General features: G+C 71.6%; 24 protein-coding genes and 1 pseudogene. 10 read left to right on the plus strand and 15 right to left on the minus strand.

All coding sequences use genetic code 11. The features are described 5' to 3' along the window. Positions 1-153: 153 nt before the first annotated feature. The 3 genes from ABH935_RS36745 to ABH935_RS36755 all read right to left on the minus strand — a co-directional run bounded on the left by ABH935_RS36745 (position 154) and on the right by ABH935_RS36755 (position 4496). A complete protein-coding gene (locus tag ABH935_RS36745) occupies positions 154-1800 on the minus strand; it encodes a DNA repair helicase XPB (protein ID WP_370382589.1) in 1647 nt (548 codons plus the stop codon). 151 nt (positions 1801-1951) lie between these two features. Continuing rightward, the gene (locus ABH935_RS36750; RefSeq protein ID WP_370382590.1) at positions 1952-3436 is read right to left on the minus strand and encodes a beta-N-acetylhexosaminidase; all 1485 of its coding nucleotides are present in this window, start codon (positions 3434-3436) and stop codon (positions 1952-1954) included. A gap of 94 nt (positions 3437-3530) precedes the next feature. Then, the gene (locus tag ABH935_RS36755) at positions 3531-4496 is read right to left on the minus strand and encodes a hypothetical protein (RefSeq protein ID WP_370382703.1); all 966 of its coding nucleotides are present in this window, start codon (positions 4494-4496) and stop codon (positions 3531-3533) included. Between the two features lie 278 nt (positions 4497-4774). On the opposite strand from ABH935_RS36755, the gene ABH935_RS36760 reads away from it, so the two are divergent. Together ABH935_RS36760 and ABH935_RS36765 are read left to right on the plus strand one after the other, a co-directional pair. Then, positions 4775-5221, plus strand: coding sequence for a MarR family winged helix-turn-helix transcriptional regulator (locus ABH935_RS36760; RefSeq protein WP_370382704.1), 447 nt, complete (start codon positions 4775-4777; stop codon positions 5219-5221). 110 nt (positions 5222-5331) lie between these two features. After that, positions 5332-5715, plus strand: a complete 384-nt coding sequence (locus ABH935_RS36765) for a hypothetical protein (RefSeq protein ID WP_194916363.1) — start codon at positions 5332-5334, stop codon at positions 5713-5715. Between the two features lie 126 nt (positions 5716-5841). On the opposite strand, the pseudogene ABH935_RS36770 reads toward ABH935_RS36765, so the two are convergent. From ABH935_RS36770 to ABH935_RS36800, 7 genes and pseudogenes are all read right to left on the minus strand, one after another. After that, positions 5842-5886 (minus strand): annotated as a pseudogene (locus tag ABH935_RS36770) (hypothetical protein); the annotation flags it as partial. Between the two features lie 235 nt (positions 5887-6121). After that, positions 6122-6733 carry a hypothetical protein gene (locus ABH935_RS36775; protein ID WP_370382591.1) on the minus strand — a complete coding sequence of 204 codons (612 nt, stop codon included), beginning with the start codon at positions 6731-6733 and terminating at the stop codon, positions 6122-6124. 14 nt (positions 6734-6747) lie between these two features. Beyond that, entirely contained in the window at positions 6748-7359 is a 612-nt protein-coding gene (locus ABH935_RS36780; protein WP_194916361.1) for a MarC family protein, read from the minus strand. A 55-nt stretch (positions 7360-7414) separates the two neighbouring features. Next, positions 7415-7774, minus strand: a complete 360-nt coding sequence (locus tag ABH935_RS36785) for a hypothetical protein (protein ID WP_370382592.1) — start codon at positions 7772-7774, stop codon at positions 7415-7417. Positions 7775-7834: 60 nt separating this feature from the next. Next, on the minus strand, positions 7835-9040 hold the full coding sequence (locus tag ABH935_RS36790) for a PLP-dependent aspartate aminotransferase family protein (protein WP_370382593.1): 1206 nt from the start codon (positions 9038-9040) through the stop codon (positions 7835-7837). Positions 9041-9102: 62 nt separating this feature from the next. After that, positions 9103-9498 carry a cold-shock protein gene (locus ABH935_RS36795; RefSeq protein WP_370382594.1) on the minus strand — a complete coding sequence of 132 codons (396 nt, stop codon included), beginning with the start codon at positions 9496-9498 and terminating at the stop codon, positions 9103-9105. Positions 9499-9704: 206 nt separating this feature from the next. Then, positions 9705-10322, minus strand: a complete 618-nt coding sequence (locus ABH935_RS36800; RefSeq protein WP_370382595.1) for an HAD family hydrolase — start codon at positions 10320-10322, stop codon at positions 9705-9707. Positions 10323-10379: 57 nt separating this feature from the next. Between ABH935_RS36800 and ABH935_RS36805 the strand changes: the two genes are divergently transcribed. Together ABH935_RS36805 and ABH935_RS36810 are read left to right on the plus strand one after the other, a co-directional pair. Then, the gene (locus tag ABH935_RS36805; RefSeq protein WP_370382596.1) at positions 10380-10673 is read left to right on the plus strand and encodes a hypothetical protein; all 294 of its coding nucleotides are present in this window, start codon (positions 10380-10382) and stop codon (positions 10671-10673) included. Positions 10674-10817: 144 nt separating this feature from the next. Then, positions 10818-11492 (plus strand): sucrase ferredoxin, encoded by a 675-nt coding sequence (locus tag ABH935_RS36810; protein WP_370382597.1) that lies wholly within the window; start codon positions 10818-10820, stop codon positions 11490-11492. Here the strand turns inward: ABH935_RS36810 and ABH935_RS36815 are convergent. Beyond that, entirely contained in the window at positions 11479-12480 is a 1002-nt protein-coding gene (locus tag ABH935_RS36815) for a hypothetical protein (RefSeq protein WP_370382598.1), read from the minus strand. The genes ABH935_RS36810 and ABH935_RS36815 overlap by 14 nt on opposite strands. A 118-nt stretch (positions 12481-12598) precedes the next feature. Between ABH935_RS36815 and ABH935_RS36820 the strand changes: the two genes are divergently transcribed. Next, positions 12599-14926, plus strand: coding sequence for a helicase-associated domain-containing protein (locus ABH935_RS36820; protein WP_370382599.1), 2328 nt, complete (start codon positions 12599-12601; stop codon positions 14924-14926). Positions 14927-14938: 12 nt separating this feature from the next. On the opposite strand, the gene ABH935_RS36825 is transcribed toward ABH935_RS36820, so the two are convergent. Continuing rightward, entirely contained in the window at positions 14939-15517 is a 579-nt protein-coding gene (locus ABH935_RS36825) for a dihydrofolate reductase family protein (RefSeq protein WP_370382600.1), read from the minus strand. A 102-nt stretch (positions 15518-15619) separates the two neighbouring features. Between ABH935_RS36825 and proS the strand changes: the two genes are divergently transcribed. Further along, a complete protein-coding gene (gene proS / locus ABH935_RS36830; RefSeq protein ID WP_370382601.1) occupies positions 15620-17062 on the plus strand; it encodes a proline--tRNA ligase in 1443 nt (480 codons plus the stop codon). A gap of 62 nt (positions 17063-17124) precedes the next feature. Here proS and ABH935_RS36835 read toward each other — a convergent pair whose 3' ends face one another. From ABH935_RS36835 to ABH935_RS36845, 3 genes are all read right to left on the minus strand, one after another. Continuing rightward, the gene (locus tag ABH935_RS36835) at positions 17125-17943 is read right to left on the minus strand and encodes a 1,4-dihydroxy-6-naphthoate synthase (protein ID WP_370382602.1); all 819 of its coding nucleotides are present in this window, start codon (positions 17941-17943) and stop codon (positions 17125-17127) included. A gap of 8 nt (positions 17944-17951) precedes the next feature. Continuing rightward, on the minus strand, positions 17952-18599 hold the full coding sequence (locus ABH935_RS36840) for a futalosine hydrolase (protein ID WP_370382603.1): 648 nt from the start codon (positions 18597-18599) through the stop codon (positions 17952-17954). A gap of 103 nt (positions 18600-18702) precedes the next feature. Continuing rightward, entirely contained in the window at positions 18703-20502 is a 1800-nt protein-coding gene (locus tag ABH935_RS36845) for an MFS transporter (RefSeq protein ID WP_370382604.1), read from the minus strand. Between the two features lie 133 nt (positions 20503-20635). On the opposite strand from ABH935_RS36845, the gene ABH935_RS36850 reads away from it, so the two are divergent. From ABH935_RS36850 to hemL, 4 genes are read left to right on the plus strand one after another with little or no spacing between them, the layout of a single operon-like run. After that, the gene (locus tag ABH935_RS36850; RefSeq protein ID WP_370382605.1) at positions 20636-21685 is read left to right on the plus strand and encodes a DUF3027 domain-containing protein; all 1050 of its coding nucleotides are present in this window, start codon (positions 20636-20638) and stop codon (positions 21683-21685) included. Positions 21686-21702: 17 nt separating this feature from the next. After that, complete coding sequence (locus tag ABH935_RS36855) at positions 21703-23151, plus strand: sugar MFS transporter (RefSeq protein WP_370382606.1); 1449 nt, start codon at positions 21703-21705, stop codon at positions 23149-23151. Continuing rightward, complete coding sequence (locus ABH935_RS36860; RefSeq protein ID WP_370382607.1) at positions 23148-23570, plus strand: hypothetical protein; 423 nt, start codon at positions 23148-23150, stop codon at positions 23568-23570. Before ABH935_RS36855 ends, ABH935_RS36860 begins: the two co-directional genes overlap by 4 nt. 12 nt (positions 23571-23582) lie before the next feature. Beyond that, a complete protein-coding gene (hemL, locus tag ABH935_RS36865) occupies positions 23583-24905 on the plus strand; it encodes a glutamate-1-semialdehyde 2,1-aminomutase (RefSeq protein ID WP_370382608.1) in 1323 nt (440 codons plus the stop codon). The last annotated feature ends 31 nt before the right edge of the window (positions 24906-24936 follow it).

The following is a 24936-nucleotide window of genomic DNA, read 5'->3' on the forward strand; positions in this document are numbered from 1 at the left end:
CACCACCAAACCGGCCAGGTTGGCTTCGCCCGCCGACGCGGCGAGGGACCCAGAACCAACACCCCGCATGGTCCGGTCGGACACGACTCACCACGCCGCCGGCGCCGCCGACCTGTCGTCTGCAAGTCGGCGGCGCCGCGTGAGCCCGAATCCCTAAATCTCCTTGCCGGCGAACACATCGTCCGCGTCGGCGATCCGGTATGCGTACCCCTGCTCGGCCAGGAACCGTTGGCGGTGGGCTGCGTACTCCTGGTCCACGGTGTCGCGCGAGACCACTGCGTAGAACCGCGCGCCGCGGCCGTCGGCCTTGGGGCGTAGGACGCGGCCGAGGCGCTGTGCCTCCTCCTGGCGGGAGCCGAAGGTGCCAGAGACCTGGATTGCGACGCTTGCCTCGGGGAGGTCGACCGAGAAGTTCGCGACCTTGGACACCACCAGGGTTGGGATCTCGCCGGTGCGGAAGCCTTCGTAGAGGCGCTCGCGTTCCTTGACCGGGGTGGTGCCCTTCAGGACTGGGGCGTTTAGGCGTTCGCCGAGGTCGTCCAGTTGTTCCAGGTACTGGCCGATGACCAGGGTTGGTTCGCCGGCGTGCTTCTTTACCAGGGCTTCGACGAGTTTTGATTTGGTCGCGGTGGTTGCGGCGATGCGGTACTTCTCCTCCTGCTCGGAGCTGGCGTAGCGGAGGCGTTCGTGGTCGGTGAGGGTGACGCGGACTTCCACGCAGTCCGCTGGGGCGATGTAGCCCTGGGCTTCGATGTCCTTCCAGGGGGCGTCGAAGCGCTTGGGGCCGATCAGGGAGAAGACCTCGCCTTCCAGGCCGTCTTCGCGGACCAGGGTGGCGGTCAGGCCGAGGCGGCGGCGGGATTGGATGTCGGCGGTGAAGCGGAAGACCGGGGCCGGGAGGAGGTGGACCTCGTCGTAGACGATCAGGCCCCAGTCGCGGGCGTCGAAGAGTTCCAGGTTGGCGTAGACGCCCTTCGTTTTGCGGGTGAGGACCTGGTAGGTGGCGATGGTGACCGGGCGGATCTCCTTGCGGGCGCCGGAGTACTCGCCGATCTCGTCCTCGGTGAGGGTGGTGCGCTTCAGTAGTTCCTTGCGCCACTGGTGGACGCTGACTGTGTTGGTCACCAGGATCAGCGTCGTCGCCTCGACGCCGGCCATCGCGGCCGCGCCGACGATCGTCTTGCCCGCGCCGCAGGGGAGGACGATCACGCCGGAGCCGCCGTGGCGGAAGCCCTCGGCGGCCTCCTTCTGGTAGGGGCGCAGGGTCCAGCCGTCCTCGCGGAGGGCGATGTCGTGGTGCTCGCCGTCCACGTAGCCCGCGAGGTCCTCGGCCGGCCAGCCGACCTTCAGCAGGACCTGCTTCAGGGTGCCGCGCTCGGAGGCGTGGACCTTGATGGTGTGCTCGTCCAGGCGTGCGCCGATCAGGGGCTGCACCTTCTTGTGCCGGACCACTTCCTCCAGGACCGGGACGTCGGTGGTCTCCAGGACCAGGCCGTGCGTCGGGTGCTGGAGCAGCCGGAGGCGGCCGTAGCGGTCCATGGTGTCGGCGATGTCGACCAGGAGGGAGTGCGGCACCGGGTAGCGGGTGTGGCGCAGCAGTGCGTCGATGACCTGCTCGGCGTCGTGGCCGGCGGCGCGCGCGTTCCACAGGGCTAGCGGTGTGATGCGGTAGGTGTGGATGTGTTCCGGGGACCGTTCCAGTTCGGCGAACGGGGCGATGTCGCGGCGGCACTCCTCGGCCTGAGGGTGGTCGACTTCGAGCAGGAGAGTTTTGTCGGACTGGACGATCAGGCAGGTCACGCATACCTCCGGGCGCGGCGCTTGGGTCGGGCGACGGGCATCCTTCTAGTGTCGCTCATCGCGGCCGGTCCTGGTGACCAAAAGATCTCCCGGAGCCCCACTGAGTGGGCGGCTCCGAGGAGATCCCGGGTTTCTACGCTTTCCGTGCGAACTATTCGCCCGCCTCGTGCGGGTCCTCCCGCCAGCGCGGTGCCGGCTGCTTCTGCCACGGATGCGGGCCGTCCAGCGGCCGGTACTCCACCCCCAGCGCGTCCAGGCGCTCCAGGTGCTTCGTCAGGCGCGGCAGGAACTCGGCGTAGTCGCGGCCCGGTGCGGACCACACCGTCTCGCAGAAGGCCGCCAGGCGCGGCCAGGACTGGTAGTCGTGGATCCGGGCGTCCGGCATGTACTCGCTCCACAGCGTGGCCTCGGAGCCGATGACGTGGCCCGCCAGCTCCTCGGGCATGTCCTCGGGGACGGGCTCGAAGCTGTACGCCTGCTCCAGCGACGTCGGCGCGGCCCAGGGGGCGCCGGGCTCGCCGTCGGCGTCGGACTGCCGGTAGTCGAAGTAGACCCAGCGGGTCGGGCTGGTCAGGGTGTCGTGGCCGCGCCGGGCCGCCTCGACCGCGTACTCGGTGCTGCGCCAGGCGGACACGACGGTGCCCGGGAACAGCTCGCCCTCCAGGATCTCGTCCCAGCCCAGCAGCTTGCGGCCCTTGGCTGAGACGTGCGCGCCGAGCTGGTTCATGAACCAGGCCTGCAGGTCCTCCTCGGTCGCCAGCCCCAGCTCGGCCTTGCGGGCCTGGGCCCGAGCGCTGGCCTTCCACTCGTCCTTCGGGCACTCGTCGCCGCCGAGGCAGACGAACTCGCCCGGGAACAGCTCGCAGACCTCGTCCAGGACGGTCTTGTAGAACTCGACGGTCGCGTCCTCGACGTTCAGTACCGTCTTGGCGATGCCGAACTCCGTCCACACCTCGCGCGGCTCCTGAGCGCTCGGCACGTCCTGGTTGCCGAGCTCGGGGTAGGCGGCGATGGCGGCCGTGGAGTGCCCGGGGAGGTCGATCTCCGGGACCACCGTGATGTGCCGCTCGGCGGCGTAGGCGACGATCTCGCGGATGTCGTCCTGGGTGTAGAAGCCGCCGTGCGGCCGGCCGTCGCCCACCGTCTCCCGGCGCCAGCCGCCGACCTCGGTGAGCTTCGGGTACTGCTTGATCTCGATGCGCCAGCCCTGGTCCTCGGTCAGGTGGAAGTGCAGGACGTTCAGCTTGTGCAGCGCCATCAGGTCCAGGAAGCGCAGCACCTCGCGCTTGGGCAGGAAGTGCCGGGCCACGTCCAGCATCGCGCCGCGCCAGCGGAAGCGCGGGGCGTCGGTGATCTGTACGTGGGGGAGCGGCCAGGGCTTGTCGCCGGAGTCGGTGCGCAGCGACGCCGGGGGCAGGAGCTGCCTCAGGGTCTTTTCGGCGTAGAAGACACCGGTCTTGGTGCCGGCCAGGAACGTGATGCCGGTGTCGTCCACGGTCAGCTGGTAGCCCTCGGGGCCGAGTTCGGTGTGGCCGACGGAGACGTTCACGACGACGGTGGAGTCGAACATGAGCCGGCCGGATCCGGCCTGTATCTGCAGGGGCTTGGGGATGATCGAGATCTCGGACGCGTCCATCCGGTCAAGATCTCACGGATCGTTCATCGATTAAACGAGGAATGCTGACCGGCCGAAATAGCCGGTCAGCGTTAACGAATAGAGGGGCCGCGGTTCAGACCGCGACGAGCTCTTCCAGCTCCTGTTCAGCCTCGGCCTCGGTTTCGTCCTCCGACACCCGGTTCCGGCGCTCGGCCAGCGCCGCCGTGCCGACGGTCAGCGCCCCGACGCCGACCCAGCCGACCAGTGTCCAGGCGTGCCGCGCGACACCGGTCCCGCCGAAGTACAGCAGGCTCCGGACGCCCTCGACGAGGCCCGCGCCGTTCCAGAAGGCGTGCAGGCCGCCGAAGAACCCGTTCTGCAGCGCGGGCTGGAACAGTCCGCCGGAGCTGGTGAAGTTCAGCATCACGAACAGCACCATCATCACCAGCGTCGTCCACCGCTTCAGGAAGGGGTGCAGCCCCACGCCGATCAACAGGATCGAGGCCGAGTAGAGCCAGGCCAGTCCCCACACCCCGGCCAGGCTGTGGTGCGCGAGGTGGAAGACCGGGCCGGCCAGCGCCGCGCCGATCACGCTGACCACGGTCGCGGTGCCCAGGGCCAGGAGCGTCTTGCGCTTCAGCGACCAGCCGGCCGCGCCGGCGCCGATCGCGGCGACCGCGCTGTAGGAGCCGATGCTCACGGCGATCATCAGGAAGAAGGGCCCTGAGTTGGCCGGGTCGTCGGCGGTGGTCGGGGCGACGTCGGTGAGGGTCAGCGGCTTGTCCTCGACGGCGGCGACCGTGGTGAAGACCTTGGTGGCGACGGTGGCCGAGGAGTCGCTGTCGCCCTCGGCGATGAACAGCTGCGGCTTGGCGGGGTCGGGGACGAAGGCGCCGACCAGATCCCGGCTGTGCAACCGCGCGACCGCGGCGTCGGTGGTGGGCAGCGTGGACACCTGGAGCGCGTCGCCGGCCTTGCTCTGGATCGCCTGCGCGACCGCCGTCACCCGCGGCCCTTCGCCGATCACGGCCACCTTCACGTGGTGCGGGTGCGGCACCATGAACGCGCTCATGTAGGCCAGCCCCATCCCGACGCACATCAGGAGCGGGGTGATCAGGTGCACGAGGACGTGGCGGACCGAGGCCGTCTGCGTCGCCTGCTGCTGGGGCTGCTGTCCGTTCCGGTGCCGCCGGACCGGATTCGCCGCCGGGGTCGTCGGATTCGTCGCCGCGTTCATCGGCCGGTGCCTTCTTCCTCCGAATTGGTTGCTAACTACAACCTAGCCATAGATGTACTATACAACTATCTGGAGGGAGTGAGACCGTGACCGGGAGTGAGACGCGTCACCGCGAGGCGGTGGACGCCATCCAGCGCGAGATGACGGCGTTCGCCCGGCGCGCGCGGGCCTTCGCCGGCCGGCTGCATCCGGAGCTGACGCTGGTGTCGTACACGGTGCTGGCGCACTTGGAGGACTCCGGCGGCTGCCTGGCCAAGGATCTGGCCGCGCGCTACGGCCTGGACAAGTCGACGGTCAGCCGCCAGGTGCAGGCGTTGGAACGGCTCGGGTTCCTGGAGCGCCGGCCCGCGCCGGAAGACCACCGCGCGCAGATGCTGTACCTGACGCCGGCCGGGGCCGACATCCTGGCGCAGGTGACCGAGAGCCGGCACGCCGCCGTCGCTGAGCGGCTGGAAGGCTGGGGAGACGATGACATCGCGCGATTCGCCGAGCTGTTGATTCGCTACAACGGCGGTCCGCCGACGCCCGGTGACGATGCGATCACCCGGGGGTATTCCGACCCTGACATGACCGAAACAGTGCACTGACCGCGTATCGTGCCCGGACGGGGTCCGGCGGGCGACCGGTCGAAACAAGGGTCTGTTTTGCACGTGCATAGGGTCTGTGCATTTGCTGATTCGGCGCTTACGCTGGAAGCGTGGACGTGTCCCTGTTGGAGGCCTTCGAGCCGGTGGCCCATGATCTGCGTGCCGCGGGTCTGGACTGCCAGTTGACGGAGGACCCGAACCCGGGCGAGCCGGCGGCGGGCGCCACGGCCGTGCTGATCGTGTCCGGCGTGAAGGTGGGGCGGCTGACGCTCGGGGCGTCCGTGCTGGACACAGCCTCGCGCACCCTCTATCTGGCCGCGCAGACGCAGCGTCTGGTGCAGGGCAATCTGTCGATCGGCGGCCGGGTCATCGAATGGCCGCCGTGCCTGCCGAGCCACGCGCATCCGATGATGGCCACCCGCGGGCAGCGGGCCCCGCTGTGGACGTGCCCGCTCGGCGGGTCGGTGTCGGTGCCGATCGGGCAGCATCCGTAAGGGGATTCGGGATCTCACGCCCTGCTGCGAGACGCTCGCGGTCTGGCTGTTTCGGTGTGTCGGAACGCGCTCTTTGTCGCCGAAGTGGTTGTAGACGGTCTGCTTCGAGACCTTCGCCTCGGCCGCGATCGCATCGACGCTGGCGTGGCTGAAGCCGTCGCGCAGGAACACCGTGCCGGCGGCGTCGAGGATCGCGCGCCGCTTCCTCGGGTTGCCCTGCGGCTCGTCGGCGGTCGCGGTCGTGGTCCTGGCGGTGCTCCTGGTGCGCGGGGTGGCCGGCGGGGCTCCGACGGCGTCGCGCGTCGCCTCGGCCTACGGCGCCACGTTCTGGTGGGCGCTGGCGTGCACGGCGGGTTCGGCGGTCAAGACCGCCGCCGAACCGGTTAGCGCCAAGGCGTTCGCTGGCTTAGGCGTTGCCCGACTCCGGCCAGTTCGACCAGTGCGTGTTCGGCGCCTGCGTCGGCCGGTAGTCGTGCGGGTTCCCGGAGTCCAGTACCTTGGCGACGAGCTGGAACGTCTCCTCCCGGCTCGGGCGCTCGACCAGCACGTCGGGGTGGTGCCAGGCCTCCAGGCGCAGGATCTCCGGGAGGTCCGGCGGGATCAGGGCCCGCAGCTCGGACTCGTCGGCCAGCAGCAGGTCGCGGTGCTCGGGCACGAGTTCGCGCACCACCTCGGCGAAGTACTCGCCGGCCGGAGCGTTCACCGCCAGGTCCACGCCGCGCACGCGGATCGGGACGCCGCCGACGTAGTTCTCGTCGGCGTCCATCAGCGCCTCGATGTTCTCCACGCGGTTCAGCTGGCTGCCGACGCGCACGCCGTAGCCGGTCAGCGCGTCGGTGACGCTGCGCGCCTTCGGGTTGAAGCCCACCGTCTCGATGACGACCGCCCAGTGCTCGCTGTCGCGGTAGACGTGCAGGCGGACGTCGATCGCCGAATAGAACCCGTGGTCCAGGAACGGGAAGGTGAAGTCCTGCGCCGAGGCGTCGATCTGGTCGAGGAACTGCTGTCCGAAGGTCACGGAAAAATCCTAGGTCACCCGGCCTTGACGAACGCGCGCACCGCGTCGGCGACCATCTGCACCGCGATCGCGGACAGCAGCAGACCGGCGATCCGCGTCACCAGCGTCACACCGGAGTCCTTGATCACCCGGATCACCTGTACCGAGAAGCGCATGGTGAGCCAGAGCGTGATGTGGATCGCCACGATCGCCGCGCCGACCGCGAGCACGCCGGACCAGTGGTGGTCGGTGCGCTTGGCGAACACCATCACCGCGACGATCGCGCCGGGCCCGGCGAGCAGCGGCGTGCCCAGCGGCACCAGCGCGACGTTCACCGCCTCGTTGGAGTGCGAGGGCTCCTCGCTGCGGCCGGTCAGCAGCTCCAGCGCGATCAGCAGGAGCAGCAGGCCGCCGGAGCCCTGCAGCGCCGGAAGCGTCACCCCGAGGTAGTCCAGGATCTGCTGCCCGAACAGCGCGAAGACGCAGATCACACAGAACGCGACCAGCGCCGCCTGCCACGCGGCCTTGGTGCGCTGGGCCTTGCTGCGGCCGTTGGTCAGCGCCAGGAAGATCGGCAGAGTCCCCGGCGGGTCCATGATGACGAACAGGGTGATGTACGCCTCGAGAAAGAGCTTGCTGTCGAACACGCTCGAAGACCTATCACCTGGAAGGACTCTGTATCTACACCTGCGTCCACACCGCTCACGCCAGCCACGGATGGCGCTGCACGAGTGGTGTCCCGGACCACCACCGCCCCAGGCCGTACCGCCACCCCAGCGTCGTGAACCCGATGCCCAGGACGACCAGGGCGACGAGGAGGCGGTGGTCCACGATGGGACCGCTGTGCGCCAGGAGCAGCAGCGCGGCGGCGCCCATCGCCGTGAACCGCATGACGATCCCGAGGACCAAGCCCGTCCCGGCACCGGCCAGGGCGAGCACGAGCAGCCGGTCGGACCAGGCCGAGCCCTGGTGCACCCAGGCCCGGCGCAGGAACGTCCCGCCCAGCAGGACCCGGATCAGAGCCCAGAGCAAGTCCAGGCGCGTCAGCTCCAGAGGGTCCATGGAGCCTTTATCACCCGCCCGCCATGCCGGTGCATGCCGGGGCGGGAAACGGGTGACGCCTCAGATCTTCGCGAACGCGGCTTCGAGGTCCTCGACGAGGTCTTCGGCGTCCTCCAGGCCCACCGAGAACCGCAGCAGCCCGGCGTCCGGCCGCGCGTCCGGCGCGACGTGCCGGTGGCTCAGCGAGGCGGGGTGCGTGATCAGCGACTCGGCGCCGCCGAGCGAGGCCGCGTGCAGGATCAGCTTCACGTTCTCGGCGACCGTCGCGGCCGCGTCGTAGCCGCCGCGCATCTCGAAGGAGAGCATCGCGCCGGGCAGGAGCATCTGCTTGTCCGGGCCGATCAGGCCGTCCGGGTCGCCGCCGGGGAGCCCGGGGTAGTGGACGCGCTCCACGGCCGGGTGCGCGGCCAGCCACGTGGCGACCGTCCCCGCCGTCTCCGAGGAGCGCTTCACACGCAGCGGCAGCGTCTGCAGGCCGCGGTGGAGCAGGTAGCCGGCGATCGGGTGCAGCAGGCCGCCGGTCTGGATCCGGATGTCCCGCAGCCGCGCGGCCCACTCGGGGGTGGTCGCCACCACGCCGCCGAGGACGTCGCAGTGTCCGCCGAGGTACTTCGTCGCGCTGTGCACGACCAGCGTCGCGCCGTGCCGGGCCGGCTGCTGCAGGACCGGCGTGGCGAAGGTCGAGTCGACCAGGTACGGCACGTCCCCGCAGGCCGCGGCGACCGCGTCGAGGTCGAGCAGGCGCGCGGTGGGGTTCGCCGGGGTCTCCACCACGACCAGCGCGGTGTCCGGGCGCGCGGCGATCGCCGGGGCGATGTCCGCCGGGCCGTCGACCCAGGTCACCTCGGTGCCCAGGGTGCCCTTGGTGAGCAGGCCGTCGGTGCCGCCGTAGATCGGCCGCAGGGCCACGACGTGCCGCCTTCTGTCGGCCACAGTGCTGGTCGGGGCGGTCGCCGCCAGCAGACACGCGGTGATCGCGGCCATCCCGCTGGCGAACGAGACCGCTTCGGGCAGGCCTTCCAACTCGGCCAGCGCGCGCTCGAAGCCGGCCGTGGTCGGGTTCCACATCCGCTGGTAGACCAGGCCGCCCTCGGCGGTCGGCGGGCCGCCGGCGGTGAGCGATTCGTAGCTCTCGCCGCCGGCGTCGACGCCGGGCAGGTAGTAGGTCGCCGACAGGTCGATCGGCGGCGTCGGGTTCGTGGCGGTTCGCCCCGCGTGGACGGCTGCTGTGGCGGTTACCCGGGCTATGTTCCGATCAGCGCTCATGGAAGTGATTATGCGAGCAGGCCGGCGGATGCGGCATAGCCGTTCACGATGTGGTGGCCTGCTCAGCTCTCCAGCTGGTCCGCGACCGCGCGCAGCACCCCGGCGAGCTTGCGCGAGGTGGCCTTGTCCGGGTACTTGCCCCGGCGGAAGGTCTCGGACATCCCGTCGAGCAGCTTCATCACGTCCTCGACGATGACCACCATGTCCTCGGCCGGCTTGCGGTCGCGGGCCGCGACCGCGGCCTCCACGCTCGGCCGGGTCTCCAGCAGCTTCACGCCTATCGCGGTGTCGCCGCGCTTGCCCGCGGCCACCCCGAACTCGACGCGCTGGCCGCTCTTGAGCTCCGCGACGCCCGTGGGCAGAGCGGAGGAGTGCATGAACACGTCGGGCCCGTCGTCGCGGGTGATGAAGCCGAAACCCTTTTCGGTGTCGTACCACTTGATCTTGCCGGTAGGCACGGTGGGACCCTCGCGTCTGCTGTCGTCGGTGATTCACTCTTGCGGGGTAAGCGTAACCAGGAAACGCCCCCCTTGGGCAGGGTTATCCCAGGGCCCGACCGGGAGTTCCGGGGCAGCTCGGGACGGGGCTGCCGGGCCCGGAAACGCGGGCGGATCCTCATGGGCGAATACGGGTTCTCACGGGCCGATACAGATACAGATACGGATCAGGCGGCCAGATACCCGTCGAGCCACGCCGGGAAACCACGCAGGTCGGGGAGCACGGTGTCGGCTCCGGCAGCGGCCAGGTCGGCGGCGCTGACCGGCCCGGTCGCCACCGAGACCGCCACCGCCCCGGCCGCCCGCGCGCCGAGGATGTCGCCGATGTGGTCGCCGACGTAGACCGTCGCGCCGTGCTCGCGCAGCGCCTCACCCTTCTTCGGGCCCCAGTGCCAGCCGACCAGGACGTCCGGCACCAGGCCGAGGTGCTCCAGGTGCAGCGCGGCGTTGGGCCCGTACTTGGCGGTGACGACCATGACCCGGCCGCCGTGCTCCCGGATCGCCGCGTACGCCTCGGCCGCGCCGGGCAGCGCGGGCGTCGGCGCGATCGCGAACTCCGGATACAGCTTCCGGTACTCGTCCCCGGCCGCGTCGATCTCCTCGGCCGGGAACCAGCGCACCAGCTCCTCCTCCAGCGGCGGCCCGAGCCGGGTGACCGCCGCGTCGGCGTCGATGTGCACTCCGGTGCGCCGGGACAGCTCGGTCATCGTCGCGTGGATGCCCGGCCGCGAGTCGATCAGGGTCATGTCAAGGTCGAAGCCCACGGTCAGGGCGGTCGCGATCATGCGAACAGGGTATCGCCGAACACGTTTTCGCCGTCCCCCGGCGGGCAACGGGAAGCCATGGCTGGAGCAGGAGGCAAGCGGGCGGCCGGAGACCTGGTCTTCGTGGCCGTCACCGTCATCGCGATCATCCTGGTCGGGTACATCGTGTTCGTCCTGATCGGCGCCAACGCCCAGAACGACATCGTGCGGACGGACTCGGACTGGGCGGGCTTCTTCGCGACCTGGTTCAAGGACCTGTTCACCCCCAAGAGCCCGAAGCTGAACGTGTTCCTGAACTACGGGCTCGCCACCATCGTCTACCTGGCGGTCGGCGGCGTGCTCCGGCGCGTGCTGAACGACGCCTTCGGGTAGGACCGCGTTCGGGCCGGCACGGCCGCGGGTCGCGCCGCACCAGGTCACCGGTTTGGGGGAGCCGGGAGGGCGAGGAGGGTAGGTCGGCGTGTGCCGAGGGTAAGGTGAGGCTACCCTGACCGCACCGCCTGGAAAGACCCGCCAGTGTCCGTCTGCGATTCCGCTCCCGGTGGCTGCGCCGCGCTGTGCCGGGCGGCGCGCGAGCCGCTGGGGGACACCGCGCCGCCGCGGGCCAAGGCGTGGCTCGCGGTGGAGCATCCCGGGCCGTGGCCGGCGTTCGGCTGGCCGGCGGACCTGCCTTCCGGGGTCGCCGAGGTGCTGACGGCCGCGCCGGCCTATGCCGTGCGTCCGCAGCTGATCCGGCGTCCGGATCGCGAGGGCCGCGCGGTGACCGGGGAGCGCGTGGTCTTCGTCGCCGGCGGCCCGGTCGGCGCGCGCTGGTTGGAGCGGCGGCTCACCGGCGATCTCGGCGACGTCGAGAAGCTGGATCTGGCCGCGCTGGCCGAGGGCGGCCCGCCCGGATTCGGCGCGCCGCTGCGGGAACGCGTCCTGCTGGTGTGCACGCACGGGAAGCGCGACGTGTGCTGTGCCCGCTACGGCGCGCCGGTCGCCCGGGAACTCGCCGCGCGGGGGCTGCCCGCGTGGGAGACCACGCACCTGGGCGGCGACCAGTTCGCGGCGAACATGGTGTGCCTGCCGGACGGCACGTACCACGGCCGCCTGGACCGCGGCACGGCCGCCGACGTCGCGTTCGCCTGCCTGCGCGGCGAGATCTCGCCGGCGCACTACCGGGGCCGGGCCGGGGTCAGCCCGACTTAGCGACCGCCTTGAACAGCCGCCACAGCAGGTAGAGCGCGGCGAGCAGACCCAACATGGTCGGCACCGCTGTGAAGCCGTCCTTGGCCGCCTGCCAGGTCGCGCTGTTGTCCAGTGGCGTCGTGTGGCCCGTGGAGCGGCCGCGGGCCAGGAACAGCCCGAAGGCGTAGAACACGAACGCGGTGAGCGGCACGCCGATCAGCGCGAACCGCTTCTCCCCGGGCGAGAACGAGTACGACGTCATCGCGAGCAGATAGCCGACCACCACTATGGCGATCGTGTACGGCGACATGGCGACCGCGTTGACGATCGCGCCGAGGCACAGCACGGTGACCGCGGCCAGCGCCTGCGTGTGGCTGTGCGCCGTGCGCCGCACCATCGGCCCGGCACCGATCGGCGCCGGCGGCGGCGCGGGCGCCGGGCCCGGAGTCGGCGTGAAGCTGCTGCCGCTCTCGATCGGGATCTGCGGGCCTCCGGCGCTGCCGCCGCCCTCTCCGCCTTCCTCCGGCTCGCCGCTGTAGTACCAGTCGTGGCTGCCGGCGCCGAACGGGTCCGGCTCGGCGGGGACCTCCGGGCCCGGCAGCGCGTCGCCGTCGGAGTCCGAGGCGCCGAAGCCGCCGGGCGGCGGGTTGGTCAGCGACTCCGGGGTGACCAGCCGGGCTATGGCCGGGTCGACCTCGGGAGAGAAGACGGACGCCGCGCCGTACGAGCCGGTGCTGCTGCCGGCGCCTCGCCGCTGCCGCTCGCGGGCGGCGTAGAGCGGGTCCTTGTTCGCCTCGGCCATCACCAGGGCCTCGGGGCGGCCCATGCCCAGCAGGATCTGGCGGACGTCGGCTGTGCGCGTCGCTTTGCGCGCGGAGACCCGTGACTCGATCTCCGCACGGGTGCGGGAGACGAGCTGGCTGCGCGACGTGGGCGACATGCGACCCTCCGCCAGCGTGGACAGCTCGGCCAGGTACCGGAACATCTCCTGGTCGGTCTCGGCCGTCACCGCTGCGTTCCCCCTGTTTCTGTTGAGGCACCGTACGTCGTGTGTGGTGCCTGTGGCACCCGCATCCGTATCGTATGCGGGCGCTGTGATCGTCGGGACTCGACTACCGTTGTCTTTGATGCCCACCGAACACCCCGGCCATTCCGCGTCACCCGGCACCGCAGGTGCGCGGGCGATGACGCGCGCCGACGCGGGGCCGGCGGGCGGCAAAGTGTCTCAGGGTTCGGACACTCCAGGCCCGGGGGGCCGGGCGAACGGCTCCCCGCCGCGCCGGCGCTCGCTGGCCGACGAGCTGCGGTCCTGGCCCGTGGAGCGGCTGGCGAATCTGCTCGCGGTGCGGCCGGATCTGGCGGTGCCCCCGCCGGCTTCGATCGCGGCGTTGGCGGAGCGCGCGTCGCAGCGGGCGTCTGTCGCGCTCGCGATGGACCGACTTGACGCATTCACTTTGCAAGTGCTCCAAGCGCTCGCGGTCTCGCCGGAGCCGGTGACCGCCGGGTCCACGGCGGCTCTGCTGGGGGTGCCGGAGGACGGCGACGTCACCGAAGCCGTCGCGCTGTTGCGCGATACGGCGCTGCTGTGGGGACCCGACGAGGGGCTGCGGCCGTTGGTCAACGCGCGCGAGGCGTTAGGGGAGAACCCTGTCGGGCTCGGACCGCCGCTGGCTTCCGCGCTGAACAACTCGTCCCCGGCCGGGATGCAGGAGTTCCTGCGCCGGCTCGGCCTGCCCGCGACCCCGGATCCGGTCAGCGCGGTCGGTGCGATCTCGGCGTTGGCCGCGGACGCGCCGCGGATGCGCGCCGTGCTCGACGCCGCGCCGGTCGGGGTGGAGGCGGTGCTGGAGAAACTGGTCTGGGGGCCTCCGTTCGGCAGGATCGGGACGGCTGCCGACTCCGCCGACTCCTACGGCTACGACCACCACGACGACGGGGCGGCGCAGACCTCTGGCACCGCCGAATCTTCCGAGTCCCCGGAATCCCCCCTCGAATGGCTCCTGGCCCGCGGCATCCTCGGCCGCTGGACCGAGGACACCGTCGTGCTGCCCCGCGAGATCGCCTTCTTCCTCCGCCGCCACGTCTTCGGCACCGGGCTGCACCACGACCTCGCCGCCGAGCCGCCGGCCGTCGCCGTCACCCAGCACGACGCCCGCAACGCCGACGCCTCCGCCGGCGCCGCGGCGATCGCCGTGCCGCGCCGCGTCGAGGAGCTGCTCGACGCCTGGGCGGCCGGTCCCCCCGGCGTGCTGCGCTCCGGCGGCGCCGGCATCAGGGACCTGCGGCGCACCGCCGCGCTGCTCGACGTGCCCGAGGAGGAGGCCGCGTTCCTGACCGAGCTGGCCTACGCCGCCGGGCTGGTGGCCGCCGACCTGGCCTCCGGCTTCTGGCTGCCGACCCCGGCCTACGACCGCTGGCTGGACCTGCCGCCGGAGCGGCGCTGGGCGGAGCTGGCGGCGGCGTGGCTGGTCTCGGACCGGGCCGCGGGCCGGGTCGGGGCGCCGGACGAGCGGAACCGGCAGGTGGCGCCGCTGTCCGCGGAGGTCGCCTCCTGGGCCGTGACCGAGCTGCGCCGCGACCTGCTCGGCGAGCTCGACCGGCTGCCCCGGGGCGCCACCACCGCGCTGGACGCGGTCGTGGACCGGCTGTTCTGGGAGCGGCCGCGCCGCAGCGGCCCGGCGGTGCGGCAGCTGGTGGACTGGACGCTGCGCGAGGCGGTCTGGCTCGGCGTGGTCGCGCCGGTGCGCGGCGGCGCCGGGATCCTGTCGACGCACGGCCGGGCCCTGCTGCTCGGCCTGCCGCGCGACGCGCTGGCCTCGGCCCTCGGCACGGCCCTGCCCGAGCCGGTGCGGCACGTGCTCATCCAGGGCGACCTGACCGCGATCGCCCCCGGCCCGCTGGCCCCCGAGCTGGCCCGGGAGATGGCGCTGGTCGCCGACATCGAGTCGGCCGGCGCCGCGACCGTCTACCGCTTCACCACCGCCTCGGTGCGCCGCGCCTTCGACGCCGGCCGCGGCGCCGACGACCTGCACGCCTTCCTCGCCGAGCACTCGCTCCACGAGATCCCGCAGGCCCTGACCTACCTCGTCGACGACGTCGCGCGCCGCCACGGCCGCATCCGTGTCGGCGCCGCGGTCTCCTACGTCCGCGCCGACAACGACGCGGCGCTCACCGAGATGCTGGCCGACCGCCGCACCGGCGGCCTGGGCCTGCGCCGCATCGCCCCCGGCGTCGCGGTCTCCGAGCTCCCGCCGTCGGAATTGCTCGAAGGGCTGCGCGCCAACGGCTACGCCCCGATGGCCGAGAACGAGGACGGCAGCGGCGCCCCGGTGGTGGTCGCGACCGCGCGGGCGCGGCGGGCGACGTCGTTCCACCCGTACGCGGTGCAGCGGCAGGCGCTGCCGGGGTCGACGGCTGTGGTGGCGTTGGCGGAGGACTTGGTGGCCGGGGGGTAGCCCCGGCAGGTTTCAGCCGTGCAGCGTGGGCCGGTAGACCAGCTCCTGGATCCGGCCGTCGAGCGTCCGCGTCTCCAACAGTTCGAGGTCGAAGTCGGCGGCCCCGGCGAAGATCGGGGCCAGCCCGTGCTGCCCGGTGATCACCGGGAACACGGTCACCTGGACCCGGTCGACCAGGCCGGCGGCCATCAGCGCGCGGTTCATCGCCAGGCTGCCGTGCGAGCGCAGCGGCACGTCCGACTCCTCCTTGAGCCGGGCCACGACGTCGACGGCGTCGCCCCGCTCCAGGGTCGCGTCCGGCCAGTCCAGCGGCCCGGTCAGGGTGGAGGACACCACGGTCGCCGGCGTGTCGATCATCCGGGTGACCCACGGGTCGCGCACATCGGCGTCGTCCGCGGCCTGCGCCAGAAACCCCACGAACATCCGGTACGTGTTGGCGCCGAAGATCATCCGCTGCTCGGCGCTGTACAGGCCGAGGCGGTGCTCCAGCAGCTCCGGGCCCTGCTTGCCCCAGTAGCCGGTCCAGTCGCCGCCGGCGGCGCCGAAACCGTCGAGGCTGGAGAAAACGTCGAAGGTGTAGGTGGCGGTCATGGTGGTCTCCCGGTGCTTCGGTCGGTCGCTGTCGGTGATACAGACGATCCGCCACGTCTAAACTCATCGCCCGACCGCGTCCCGGCTCGGTAGCGTTCCGTCATGGCACGTGACGAGCGCGGGGTCACCCCGCAGAGCGAGGACTTCTCCTCCTGGTACAACGAGGTGGTCACCAAAGCCCAGCTGGTCGAGCGCGGCCCGGCGAAGGGCACCATGGTGATCCGACCGTACGGCTACCGGGTGTGGGAGCTGCTCCAGGCCGACCTCGACCGCCGCATCAAGGACACCGGGCACGAGAACGCCTACTTCCCGCTGTTCATCCCGGAGTCCTACCTCAAGCGCGAGGCCGAGCACGTCGAGGGCTTCTCGCCGGAGCTCGCGGTCGTCACCCACGCCGGCGGCAAGGAGCTGGAGGAGCCGCTGGTCGTGCGGCCGACCTCGGAGACCGTCATCGGCGAGATGATGGCCAAGTGGGTCTCCTCCTACCGCGACCTGCCGCTGCTGCTGAACCAGTGGGCGAACGTCGTCCGCTGGGAGCTGCGTCCCCGCCTGTTCCTGCGCACCACCGAGTTCCTCTGGCAGGAGGGCCACACCGCGCACGCCGACGAGGCCGAGGCCATGGCCGAGACGCTGCAGATGCTCGGCGTCTACGAGCACGTCTGCCGCGACCTGGCGGCGATCCCGGTCGTCCCCGGCGAGAAGACGCCCGGCGAGCGGTTCGCCGGCGCGGTGAAGACCTTCACCGTCGAGGGCATGATGCGCGACGGAAAGGCGCTGCAGAACGGCACTTCGCACTATCTGGGCACGAACTTCGCCAAGGCCTTCGGCATCCAGTACTCCGACGACACCGGCCGACTCCAGCTCTGCCACACCACTTCGTGGGGCATGACGACGCGCATGATCGGCGCCACGATCATGACCCACGGCGACGACAAGGGCCTGGTCCTGCCGCCGAAGCTGGCACCGTACCAGGTGGTGGTCGTCCCGATCGCGCGCGGCGACCAGGCCGAAACCGTGCTGGAAGCGGTACGCGAGCTGGCCGCGCGGCTGACGGACGCCGGGATCCGCGTGCACGTCGACGACCGCCCGCAGGTGTCCCCGGGCTTCAAGTTCAACGAGTGGGAGATGCGCGGCGTCCCGCTGCGCCTGGAGATCGGCCCGCGCGACCTCGCGGCCGGGACCGCCCTGCTGGCCAAGCGGCTCGGCGACGAGGGGAAGGTCGCGATCTCCCTCGACACCGCCCCCGAGGTGCTGCTCGACACCCTCGACGACTTCCAGGAGTACCTGCTGGAGCGCGCGACCGCCTTCCGCGACGCGCACACCCTCACCGTGGACACCTGGGACGAGTTCACCGCGGCCGTCGCCACCGGCTGGGCCCGCGCCCTGCACTGCGGACGCCGAGAGTGCGAGGAGGACATCAAGGCCGAGACCGCCGCCACGCCGCGCTGCATCCCGCTGGAGGCGCCGGCCGAGTCCGGAACGTGCGTGCGCTGCGATGCTCCGTCGGCGTATGGCAAGCGCGTGCTGTTCGGGCGGGCATACTGAGAAAACAGTATTGTTGGCCGAGACCCGGCGGACGCCGCCGGGACCTCGGCTTTTTCGCTCGGCTACTTCGCGAGCAACGCCTCGACCGCCGCCAACCCGTCCGCGCCGAGGTCCCGGGTGAACTCGTTGACGTACAGCCCGATGTGCTGCTGCGCGACCTCCGGGTCCATCTCCTGCGCGTGCTCCATCACGTACTCGTGCGAGGCCTTCGGGTCGGCCCAGGCGTACTCCACCGAGTCCCGAATCAGCCCGCTGAGCTCGGCCAGCGCCTCGGCGCCGAGGTCCTTGCGGGCCACGATCGCGCCCAGCGGGATCGGCAGGCCGGTCTCGGACTCCCACCACTCGCCGAGGTCGGCGTGGCAGGTCAGGCCGAAGTTCTGGTAGGTGAAGCGGGCCTCGTGGATCACCAGGCCGGCGGCCACCTCGCCGGCCGCGACGGCCGGCATGATCTCGTGGAACGGCAGAACCTTGATTTCCACATCGCCGGGGATGTTCTGCTCCGCCCACAGCTCGAACAGCCGGTAGGCGGTGGACAGCAGGCTCGGCACCGCGACCACGCCGCCGGCCAGCGCCTCGGCCGACACCGAGCCCTGGGACAGCACCAGCGGGCCGCAGCCGCGGCCCAGGGCGCCGCCGCAGTGCAGCAGCTCGTAGCGGTCGGCGACCAGGGGCAGGGCCGGGTAGGAGATCTTCAGGACGTCCGGCGCGCCCGCCTCCTGCACCCAGTAGTTCGTGACGTCGATGTCGGCGAAGGTCACGTCGAAGTCCGGGGCGCCGGGCAGCAGGCCGTGGGTCAGCGCGTGGAAGACGAACGTGTCGTTGGGACACGGCGAGTAGGCGATGGACAGCTTGTCGGGCAGGACGGTCGCGGCGTCAGACATATGGCTGATTATGCGACGCCCGGCGCCTGAAGGGCGGCCAGGGTCTGCCCGACGGTCGCCAGGACGTCCAGGGCTTCACCGATCCGCCACGATTCCCGGTCGCGGGGCCCGACCACGTTGGAGATCGCGCGGATCTCCACGAACGGCAGCTCGGCCATCGTCGCGGCGCTCGCCACGCCGAAGCCCTCCATGCCCTCCGCCGCCGCGTCCGGGTGCCGGGCCAGCAGCTCCGCGGTGCGCTCGGCGGTGCCGGTGACGGTGGCCACGGTCAGCACCGCGCCGGTGACCACGTTCAGGCCGGCCGTGCCCAGCGCGGCGCCGATCCGGGCCGCCCAGGCCTCGTCCGGCTGCTCCACGCGCGGGGCGAAGCCCAGTTCCTCGATCGGCAGGAAGCCCTCCGGGGAGTCGGCGCCGAGGTCGGCCGCGACCACGCGCGTGGAGACCACCACCGAGCCGATCGGCGCGCGCGGGGCGAAGCCGCCGCCGATGCCGACTGAGACCGCCAGTTTGTAGGGCTCGGAGGCCAGGACCCAGGCCGCACCGGTGGCCGCGGCCGCGGGGCCCGCGCCGGTGACTATCACCGTCAGGCCCTCTGCGTGCCGCTGAAGAGCGTCACGCTCGGCGCCGACGGCTGTCGCCAGCAAGAACTCGTACATTTGGTCACTCCCCGTCGTCCCGCGGATGGCTTACGTATTCGCTTCGCCGCACGCCGGAAACGTACCCGGCATCCGGCTCCCCATCCCTTGTGCCCTTGAGCCTTCAGACTCCGAGACTTTGCGCGGGGTTCGGTGCCACGAAACGCAGATCCGACAACGCCTTCAAAGTCACCACGCAGACCGCCAGCAACGCGATGGCGGCCACGATGAACGCGAAGGTTCCGTTGCCGTTGCCCGGGAACGACATCGCGATCCCCAGGCCGCCGCCGACCACCCAGGCCAGCTGCAACAGTGTCTCAGACCGGGCGAAGGCCGACGTGCGCACACGTTCGAGCGTGTCGCGCTGCAAAAGGGCGTCCAGGGACAGTTTGGCCAGCGCAGCGCTCATGGCGGCGACCGCGGCTACGGTGAGTACCGTGATCAGGTTGTAATAGAAGGCGCAGGCCAGGACTGCTCCGGTGGTCAGCGCCAGCATCGCGGAGATCACGCCCTCCGGGGCCCGGGCCTTCAGCATCGAGCCCAGCGAGGTGCCCACGGCGTTGCCGACGGCCGCGGCGCCGGCGATCATGCCGATCGCGACCAGGTCCTTGTAGCCGGCCAGCGGGTGGTAGCGGACCAGGAACGCCATGAAGATGGTCAGGAAGCCGGAGAAGCAGCGGAAGGCGGCGTTGGCGCGCAGCGCCAGCATCACCGCCGGGCCCACCGAGCGCAGCCGCAGGTTCGGCATGGTCTCCTCCAGGCGGGGGTCCATGTTCCGGTCCTTCTTCTTCAGCTGCGCCTTCTGCTCGCCCGCGGCCGAGTCCACGTGGGAGGGCAGCCGCAGCGCCAGGTACGCGCCGAACGTGAAGACCACCGCCGCGCCGATCAGGCAGAGGCCGGCGTGGCCGAGCTTCAGCAGCAGGCCGCCGACCGGGGCGAACACGAAGGTGGCGATGATGCTGGCCATCGAGGTGCGCGAGTTCGCCTTGATCAGAGTGCTGCCGTGGGGGACCAGCCGGGGGATCACCGCGCTGCGCGTCACGCCGTAAGCCTTGGAGGCCGCGAGGCAGCCGAACGCGGCCGGGTAGAGCGCCAGGTTGGCGCTGCCGCTCACGGTGCGGGCCATGATCAGCGCCAGCACCAGCCGGGCGGCCATGGTCAGCGCCATCGCGATGCGCCGGCCGTGCCCGAAGCGGTCCAGCAGCGGGCCGATCACCGGGGCCAGCAGGACGAACGGCACCATGGTGATCACCAGGTAGAGCGCGACCTTGCCGCGCGCCTGCCCCGGCTGCACCCCGAAGAACACCGACTGTGCGAGCGCCAGGGTGATCAGCAGGTCGCCGGCGGTGTTCACGGCGTGTAGCTCGATCAGCCGGGACAGCCCGGACTCCCGGGCCCCGCCGGACTCGGTGTACTTCCGGATGCGGCGCCCGAGGACCCCGCCGACCTTGCCCATGGCGCGGCCGGTGGCCTCGGTGCCCTCGCCGACCCGGCGCAGGATGCGCGCGGCGTCGGACTCCGGCCGGACCGGGGTGAGCATCTCTATGTCGGCCGCCGACAGGTCCGGGGCGACCTCGGCCAGCTCCGGCAGGGTCGCGGCCAGGTCGATGGTGGCGACCGGGACGTCGTCCGGGTGGTGGGCGGCCATGGTGCGGGTCGGGACCGGGTCGTGGTGGCCGCCGCCGCGCGCGGCCGAGGCCGCCGCGGAATCGCCGATGGGCAGCGTGTCGGCGAGCCCAGGATCGGTCGCCGCGCCGCCGCCGTTCTGCGTGCGGCCGCCGGCGTCCCGGGTGTCCCGGCCGTCCCGGGGGCGTTTCGGCGGCAACGGCGGGGGCTGCGGGATCAACGGCCGGGTCGCCTCCGGGGCGTCGAAAACCCGCGTCCGCTCCTCGCCGTCCCGATTCGGCGTCTGATCCTTGGCCACGCCCCTATCCTGCCCGGAAAAAGTGAACGTGGGGAGCCGGTGATTCAATTGGCGACCCTTGTGGACCGGCCGCGATGCACCGTCAGCCGAACCGCTGTCACACGAACACCTCAAGATAGGGGAGAATCGAGGCGTGAACGCCGCGACCGCCACCCCAGCCCGCTCCACAGACAGCCGGCCGCGCGGACGCCAGCCGGTCCTCGACCAGGTCTGCGCCGACGCGGTCGACCTGGCCCTGGCCGCGGCCGAGGACGTCGCCGGGATCGGCGAGGTGGGCCGGCACGTCGGCATGCTCGCCGAGGGGGACCGCGTGGTCACCCACCTGTTCGAGTGCAAGGAGCGGGGGTACCGCGGCTGGAACTGGGCCGTGACGCTGACCCGCGCCCCGCGCACGAAGTTCGTCACGCTCGACGAGACGGTGCTCGTCGCCGGCCGCGAATCGGTGCTGGCCCCGGAGTGGGTGCCGTGGAGCGAGCGCCTGCGCCCCGGCGACCTGGGCCCCGGTGACCTGCTGCCGATCGCCGAGGACGACGCCCGCCTGGTCCCGGCCTACACCGGCGAGGACGAGGAGCGGCCCGAGCCCTACCGCGAGATCACCCGCGACTCCCTGCCGCTGATCGCCTACCAGATCGGCCTCGGCCGGCCCCGCGTGCTCTCCCGCGAGGGCCGCGAGGAGGCCGCCGAGCGCTGGCACGAGGGCGAGTTCGGTCCGCACTCGCCGATGGCGCAGGCCGCGCCGGCCCGCTGCTCGGGTTGCGGCTTCCTGGCGCCGCTGGCCGGGATGCTCGGCCAGGGCTTCGGCGTGTGCACGAACGAGATCTCCCCGAGCGACGGCCGCGTGGTGTCCCTGGACTTCGGCTGCGGCGCGCATTCGGAGGCCGCCGTGGTGCCGGTGACGTACCCGACGTCGGAGCCGGTGGTCGACGAGTACAAGTACGACACCGTGACCTTCGGCGAGCGCGTGGTGCGGCCCGCCGACGAGGCGTCGCAGGCCGCTGAGGCGGCTGCGGCGGCGGTGCGGGTGGCCGTGGCGGTGGCCGGCGCGGATGACGCGCCCGCCGCGACCGGCCCGGACGCCGCCGACGCCGAGGCCGACGCCGACGCCGAGGTCGTGGCCGAGGTCGTGGCCGAGGTCGTGCGAGCCGAGGTTGTGCAAGAGGAAGAGCCCGTCGATGAAAGCTGACCCGCGATGCGTGACATGTGAGCGCCACCCCCACTGAGCCCGTCCTGCGGGTCCGGCACGACAGCTGGACCCGCTTGCTCTATCTGCAACTCGGCGCCTTCGCCTTCTTCCTCTACGCCTTCAGCCCCTCGATCGACCTGCTCAAGGACGACCTCCACCTCTCCGCGGGCGTGGCCGGGCTGCACAGCACGTGCTACGCCGCCGGAGTCACCGTCGGCAGCCTCAGCGCACCCTGGTACATCCGCCGCATGGGCGGCTCACGCCCCGCACTGTGGTGGGGCCTGGTCGGCCTGTCGCTGTCGGTGGGGCTGTTCTGTGCCGTCCCGTCGTTGTCGGTAACGCTTCCGGCGGCCGTGATCTGCGGAGTCTTCGGCTCGCTGCTGTGCATAGCCGTGCCTGCGGCGTTGTCGCGCGCGCACGGCCCGCAGACCGGCCCGGCCGCGATCACCGAGGCCAACGCGGTCGCCGCCTTCGTGGGCATCGCGGCCCCGCTCGCGGTGGGCGGCGCGGCCGCGGCGGGCATCGGATGGCGCACGGCGCTGCTGTCGGTCGCGCCGCTGTGCGCGCTGCTGTACGTGGCGCTCGGACGGGTTCGCGAGCCGGCGTGGGTGGCGGTCGAGACCGGGCCGGTGGCGGTCGGTGAAGCGGTCGAGGCTTACGGGCTCGGTATGGTCGACACGGTCGGCACGAGTGCTGAGACCGGCGGTTCGGACGAGTGGGAACCGGCCGAATGCGGCGCGCGTCGGCTCGGCGCCCAGGATCTCGCCGACATTGGCACCGAACGACTTGGCGCGCGTGCTCAGGTCGTCGCAGCGAATACTTCGCTTGGTCGGGCCACAATTCCCGCACCACGCTCCCCGAGCGACCAACCGGCCGCCGCCGCCACCTTCCGCGACCTCCCGCGCCGCTTCTGGATCAACCAGGTCGCGGGCGTCTGCGCCGGCGCCATCGAGTTCTGTCTCACCCTGTGGTGCGCGACCCTGCTCCGCGATCGCGCGCACCTGTCCGCCGGCGTCGCCGCGACCGGCGTCACCGCCGTCGTCGCCGGCATGGCCGTCGGCCGTGCGGTCGGCGGTCGTCTCGCGCTCCGGGTGCCGATCGACCGCCTGATCTTCGCCGCGTTCGGGACCAATCTCTTGGGCTTCGCGCTCTTCTGGGCGACGCCGAACCCGGTGATCATGTTCGGCGGGCTGGCGGTGGCCGGGCTCGGGGTGTCGTTGCAGTACCCGCTGCTGGCGGCGCGCGGGATCGAGATGGCCGGCGGACAGGCGGAGCTGGCCGGCGCGGTGAACATGTTCGGCGGCGGGATCGCGGTCGGGACCGCGCCGTTCGCGCTCGGCTTCCTCTCCGACCGGGTCGGCATCCACACCGCGTACCTGCTGCTGCCGGCGTTCATCATCGCGGCGATGGTCGCGGTCGCGGCTTCTGGCCGGTGGGCGTCGCGGGAGGGCACCATTCCGGCATGACGTACTACCCCGACCTGGCGCCGTACGAATACCTGCCGGAGACCGTGCCGGAGGGGGTGGAACTCCTCACCGTCGGGTGGCTGGAGCCCGGGCACGAGTTCCCGACCGCGGCCGACGACCTGGATCCCGTCTTCTGGCGCAACCTGGTTACGCTGGCCGCCGACCACCTCGTCGCCGCCACCCGTGGCGTCCACGGCTGTCGCTTCCGACACCTTTTCGAGGCGGACTTCCAGTACCGCGCCGTCTATGGAACCCGCGTGCTGTACCTCGGCAATGCCGAGATCCGCGTGGTCGCCGCCGATGGTCGCCAGCTGACAGCCCCCTCCCTGGTCGTCCACTACATCCGAGACCACGCCTACCAGCCGCCGGCGGAGTTCGTCGAGGCTGTGACCGCGATGCGTCCCGCTCGGCGCATCTGAGACCATGGCGGCATGAACGCGCATCCGTACGAGCCCCCCGAGACCCAGTCCCAGCACCTGTTCGACCGGGCCCGGGCGGTCACGCCCGGCGGGGTGAACTCGCCGGTGCGGGCGTTCGGCGCGGTCGGGGGCACCCCGCGTTTCATCGCGTCCGGTGAAGGCGCGTACCTCACCGACGTCGACGGCAACCGCTACGTCGACATGGTCTGCTCCTGGGGTCCGCTGATCCTCGGCCACAACCACCCCGCGGTGCTGGAGGCGGCGCTCAAGGCCCTGCACCACGGCACCAGCTACGGCGCGCCGTCGGCCGGCGAGGTCGAGCTGGCCGAGGAGATGGTGGCGCGCATCGCCCCGCTGGAGCAGGTCCGCCTGGTCTCCTCCGGGACCGAGGCCACGATGAGCGCGATCCGGCTGGCTCGCGGCTTCACCGGTCGGACCAAGATCGTGAAGTTCGCCGGCTGCTACCACGGCCACGTCGACTCGCTGCTGGCCGCGGCCGGCTCCGGCGTCGCCACCTTCGCGCTGCCGGACACCCCCGGCGTGACCGGGGCGCAGGCCGCGGACACGATCGTGCTGCCGTACAACGACACCGAGGGCGTCAAGGCCGCCTTCGAGGCGCACGGCGCGGAGATCGCCTGCCTGATCACCGAGGCCGCGGCCGGCAACATGGGCGTCGTCCCGCCGCAGCCGGGCTTCAATCAGTTCCTCGCCGACATCTGCCGCGAGAACGGCGCGCTGTTCATCTCCGACGAGGTGATGACCGGCTTCCGCGCCTCGCGCGAGGGCATGTACGGCATCGACGGCGTGGTCCCGGACCTGATGACCTTCGGCAAGGTCATGGGCGGCGGTTTCCCGGCGGCGGCCTTCGGCGGGCGGGCCGACGTCATGCAGCACCTGGCGCCGGTGGGCCCGGTCTATCAGGCCGGCACGCTGTCCGGGAATCCGGTCGCGACCGCCGCCGGCCTGGCCACGCTGCGGCACTGCACCCCGGACGTCTACAGCCACCTGGACACCACCGCGCACCAGATCGCCGACCTGGCCTCCGAGGCGCTGGCCAAGGAGGGCGTCCCGCACACCGTGCAGTTCGCGGGCACCATGTTCTCCGTGTTCTTCACCGGCCGGCCCGTGAAGAACTACGAGGACGCCAAGACGCAGGACACCAAGGCTTACGCTGAGTTCTTCCACACGATGCTGAACCACGGCGTCTACCTGCCGCCGAGCGCCTACGAGGCGTGGTTCGTCTCGGCCGCGCACGACGCCGCGGCCGTGGAGACCATCGCCGAGGCACTGCCGCACGCGGCGAAGGCCGCGGCCGCGGCCGAGAAATCCCACTGATCCCTGATCCCCGGAAGGGAACCCCACCTGT

Origin of the sequence: Catenulispora sp. GAS73, assembly GCF_041262085.1 — a bacterium.
In the GTDB taxonomy this organism is placed as follows: Bacteria; Actinomycetota; Actinomycetes; order Streptomycetales; family Catenulisporaceae; genus Catenulispora.